Here is a 3331-nt window from a genome sequence, read left to right as displayed (position 1 = left end):
CCCGCCCGGAACGCCGGACCCCTAGGCCGCCTGGACCTCGACCGGCGAATGCTGGTGGAACGCCAGCTTCCACCCGTCGGGCCGGCGCACGTAGCCCGAGCTGACCAGCGCGGCGTAGGGCTGGCCGTCGGCGCGCGTCACGTCCGCCCGGTAGCTGATGATCGTCACCTCTCCGGCCTCCAGCAGGCTCCGGCCGCTCATCCTCAGGTCTCGCCACCGGTTCGAGGGCGTCGCCGTGGCGGCCACGTCCGTCCGGTCGAAGACCCCGTGCATCTCGCCGGCCTGCGGAAAGGCCAGCAGGCAACGCGCGTCGAGATGCGCCAGGAAATGCGCCTCCCCCGACAGCCAGAACCCCTCCTCGATGCGGTACAGCTCGGTTTCCAGCGTCATCGGCGTCCCTCCTGCCTCAGCAACTCCAGACACCGCCCCCGGGTTTCCACCCCGCAGCACCTCCCCCGCATAGCGGGGGAGGGGGACCATCCGCCGAAGAGCGGATGCTGGAGGGGGCGGGCGACGGGCGCGGAACCGGCGGAAACCCGGGCCCGGCTCAGCCCCCAGGCAAACCTGTCCATGGCATGAAAGGCGCGGTGTGCGCGGCTTGCGCCACAAGCCGGCTTTGGCCCCCGGCGGGAATGGACATTCACCGGTTCTGCCCCCCTTCGCATCACCTTGGAGGTGGCGAAGACCTGCTTTTGGGTGGCCAAGGCCCGATGTTAGGTTTCGCGTCATGAGCACCCGCGCCCAACGCATATGCGCACTCCTGGCGATTTCGCTCTTCGGCGGCGCGGCCGCGGCGCACGAGCCGCCTGACAAGCCGATGTTGTGGAAGTCGCTGACTTTCCGTTGCGACGTCGCAGAAGGCCCCAATCTGGAAAGGTGCGCCCCTCTCAAGGCGAAGGGAATTGACCCGCGCATCGTCGCTCGAAGCCGGCTGGACGTGGAGGGCATCCCCAGCTGTCGACTCTCTGGCCTGACGCCGGGAACAACCGTCAACTACCCCTTTCCCTATTCCGAAGATCCGCGGTTCCTGACCCTCCCCCGACCTCTCGTGATGATAACGAATCCGGACTGGGCGGAACCTCCGCCGCTTGACGCCATCGCGCAGCTCTATCCGAAACAGGCGGTTGCGGCTGGCCTGACCGCTCGCGTGGTCATTTCGTGCCGTGTCGCGGCCAGCGGCGAGGCGCAGGACTGCAAGGTTGTTGAGGAGACTGCGCCCGGAAATGGCTTTGGTGAGGCTGGCCTCAAGGCCATGACGCTCATGCGCTTCAAGCCGCAGAAGCGGGACTGCACCCCCACTGACGATGGGACCATCAGAATACCGCTGGTGTTTGCCCCACCTCGCTCAGGGAGATGATGAGGCGCGGGCCGCACACCAGCCCCCAACGCCGACATTGGCCCGGACGCCGGCCCCTTAGTCCCCGCCGCAGCCGCCGCCGCTGTCGCCGTCACCATCCCCGCCGCCGCCGTCGCCCCAACCTCCGCCCCCCGAGCAGCCGATGTCCGAGGCGCAGTAGACGGCCCTGCCGCCGCCCATCTCCACCGCAGCGCCGGCGCCGAGACCCCGCCGGCAATTCACCGCGTAGAAGAAGCCGCCAGGGATAGCGAGGCGGGCGTCCAGCGCGAAGAGCAGCGGCAGGCGCTCGGGCGTCTTCGGGTTCATCCCTTCGTCCCGGCAGGCCAATCGCCACGCGCGGCGAATGCCGTCCTGCGCGACCCTCGGCGTCCGCATCGCCTCGGCCGGCGTGTGGTGGAGGAAGCGGCCAAGCACCTGACGGCAGAAATCCCGATAGGCGCGCGTCGACAGGATGAACTCGTGCCAAGCCGTGTCGACGGCCTGGCTCGGCATCGCCACCCGCTGGCCGCGCGCCGCCATCGCGACCGCGAAGAACTGCCGAAGCCCGCGCATCACCAGGTCGCACTCCTCGGGCGTCAGGTGCGGGTACGTCGTCTGCAGCTTGCGAATGATGTGGTCTGGAAACGGGAAGGTCGCGAGCCGGTCGATCCGGCGCTTGTGCCGGAAAAGGGCGGCGAGCCCACCTCCCGTCAGGACCGCTCCAGCGATCAGGGTCACGCTCATCTGTGAAGTCTTCTACGACGCGAGCGTGACAGTTCAATGAAGGCGTTTGGTGGAACCTCAGTCGGGCGCCAGGACCTGACCTGGGATCAGCGCCGATGCCGGACCTTGGCCGCACCTCCCCGCTTCAACCGCTGCCGACCCATTGCGGACCCACGTAACTTCACGACAACTGACAAGCATGAACGTTGCGATGGGGGGCAATGACGCGAAACATCGGTCTCTTGCTCGGCGGACTTGGCGTCGCGCTCATCACGACAGTGTCAGCCTGGATTTGGTTCGCCGGAAGCGTTGTAGTTTCCGACCCGGGAGTGCACGCCAGTCGAGTTGAGGTCGCCGACGGCTCGGGAAATGCTCAGCGTCTAACGCGGGTTGGTGGTGCGCACATCCTCCTCCGCCCCGAGATAGAGGGGTCCGTCCGCGTGAGGTGCCGAAACGGTCGGCAGTTGGAAGGCGGCTACGTGACTCGACACGTCCATACGCGTTTGTCGCTCATGAGCGATGCAGACTGCGCGTTTCGCTGACGTCCGCTTTCCACCCGTCCGCGATGGGGCGCCGGTCATCGGCAAAGCCTAGGTCCGACAACGTCCGCAATCCACCCATCTCGGAGTTCGGAGGGTCCGCTTCGTGCGGCAAGCCTGAAGGTCTGCTTCGGGGCCAGAAACCGATGACCGCAACCGACCCGTTGCGGACGGCTGGAAAATCGTGAGGACTCCTCTCCCAAGCGCGGCAGCGCTGTGGGAGAGGCCGGGAGAGGGCGGCGCGGCTGGACGGGCCGAAGACGCCGCGTGGGACCCGGTCGAAGGTCAGGGGCGGAAAGCGCCTGATCCCGCTCGACGCCGCTCGATGTGACGCCCACGTCGGCTGGGGTCGGACTCGCGACAGGCGCTCAGGATGCGCCAGCTTGCCCGGTCGAGATTCTGGAGCACGGCGGCGTTGCCGAAGCGAAGCACGAGCAGGCCCTTCCCCCGCAGATAGGCGTCGCGGCGCTCGTCGTAGACCGTGCGCTCGGCATGCACGCCGCCGTCCAGTTCGACCACGACCGCAGCCTCGAGGCCCAGGAAGTCGACGATGAAGGGACCGACGATGGCTTGGCGACGCCACTTCCAGCCGTCCATCCGGTCGCCGCGCAGGACCTCCCAGAGGCGGGCCTCGGCTTCGGTCTGCTCGCGTCGGAGCCGGCGGGCCCGATCACGCCGCAGCTTGGCGGTGACGGACATGACCTTGCCCACAGGCGTCGCCTCCTGGTCCAAC

At 67.9% G+C, this 3331-nt stretch carries 4 protein-coding genes; 1 reads left to right on the top strand and 3 read right to left on the bottom strand.

Annotated features, from left to right (window positions below):
- Positions 1–21 precede the first annotated feature (21 nt).
- Positions 22–390 carry a hypothetical protein gene (locus JNK30_RS01920; RefSeq protein ID WP_293479632.1) on the bottom strand — a complete coding sequence of 123 codons (369 nt, stop codon included), beginning with the start codon at positions 388–390 and terminating at the stop codon, positions 22–24.
- A 337-nt stretch (positions 391–727) separates the two neighbouring features.
- Here JNK30_RS01920 and JNK30_RS01915 point away from each other — a divergent pair, with 337 nt between their 5' ends.
- Positions 728–1357, top strand: a complete 630-nt coding sequence (locus JNK30_RS01915; protein WP_293479630.1) for a TonB family protein — start codon at positions 728–730, stop codon at positions 1355–1357.
- A 57-nt stretch (positions 1358–1414) separates the two neighbouring features.
- On the opposite strand, the gene JNK30_RS01910 is transcribed toward JNK30_RS01915, so the two are convergent.
- The gene (locus JNK30_RS01910) at positions 1415–2080 is read right to left on the bottom strand and encodes a hypothetical protein (protein ID WP_293479628.1); all 666 of its coding nucleotides are present in this window, start codon (positions 2078–2080) and stop codon (positions 1415–1417) included.
- Between the two features lie 803 nt (positions 2081–2883).
- Positions 2884–3331: endonuclease domain-containing protein (locus JNK30_RS01905; RefSeq protein WP_293479627.1), on the bottom strand; the 448-nt coding region annotated here is incomplete at its 5' end.

The sequence above is a fragment of the Phenylobacterium sp. genome, from assembly GCF_016793225.1.
In the GTDB taxonomy this organism is placed as follows: domain Bacteria; phylum Pseudomonadota; class Alphaproteobacteria; order Caulobacterales; family Caulobacteraceae; genus Phenylobacterium.
The sequence above is the reverse complement of the archived record's forward strand: the minus strand, read 5'-3'. Positions and strand labels throughout refer to the sequence as shown.

Bases quoted from the DNA above. Each gene is read 5' to 3' on its own strand.
- JNK30_RS01920 (WP_293479632.1), bottom strand. From the start codon at position 390: ATGACGCTGGAAACCGAGCTGTACCGCATCGAGGAGGGGTTCTGGCTG.
- JNK30_RS01915 (WP_293479630.1), top strand. From the start codon at position 728: ATGAGCACCCGCGCCCAACGCATATGCGCACTCCTGGCGATTTCGCTC.
- JNK30_RS01910 (WP_293479628.1), bottom strand. From the start codon at position 2,080: ATGAGCGTGACCCTGATCGCTGGAGCGGTCCTGACGGGAGGTGGGCTC.